The organism is Methylobacterium sp. WL6 (assembly GCF_008040095.1).
GTDB lineage: Bacteria > Pseudomonadota > Alphaproteobacteria > Rhizobiales > Beijerinckiaceae > Methylobacterium.
The window spans coordinates 1-612 of record NZ_VRVH01000664.1 but is presented as its reverse complement, the minus strand read 5'-3'; the positions used below and the strand labels follow the sequence as shown (position 1 = coordinate 612).

The following is a 612-nucleotide window of genomic DNA, read 5'->3' as shown; positions in this document are numbered from 1 at the left end:
GCCCGCGACCGCGCCGAGATCGCCGCCGCCCTTTCGCTCACCGGCGGCAAGGTGTTCGGCCCCGGCGGCGCCGCCGAGCTCATGGGGCTGCGCCCGACGACGTTGGCCTCGCGCATCAAGGCGATGGGGATCGAGAAGACCCGTTAACCGCCGGGCAACCGCGCGGGCGTCCAGTGACCGGCTCGCGCGCTCGACGCGGGCGCGCTCCGCGAGGAAGACCCGATGCCGACTTCCGCTCCCGCGTCGGGCTCCGTCCTTCCCACGATGCCGGGCGATGCCGCCCTCCTTGCCGCCGCCCGCGCCTGGGGCCTCAGCCTCGCGGCCGAGCGGCGGATGTCCGCCAACACGGTGGAGGCCTACGAGCGCGACCTGCGCCAGTTCCTCGCCCATCTCGACGCCCGCACCGGCACGCCGACGATCCCCGCGATCGTCGCGCTGAAGCCGCGCGACGTCCGCGCCTTCATGGCCGCGCGGCGGGCCGACGAGGTCGGCGGCCGCTCGCTGATGCGGGCCCTGGCCGGCCTGCGCTCCTTCGCCAAGCACCTCGAGCGCGAGGGTCACGGCACCGTGGCGGCGCTCGGCGCCGTGCGCTCGCCCAAGGTGGAGCGGCGC

Annotated in this window: 1 protein-coding gene; it reads left to right on the top strand. The window is 76.3% G+C overall.

Annotated elements, in window-relative coordinates:
* Positions 1–264: 264 nt before the first annotated feature.
* On the top strand, positions 265–612 hold a 348-nt coding region (locus FV230_RS29070), incomplete at its 3' end, for a site-specific integrase (RefSeq protein WP_187275677.1).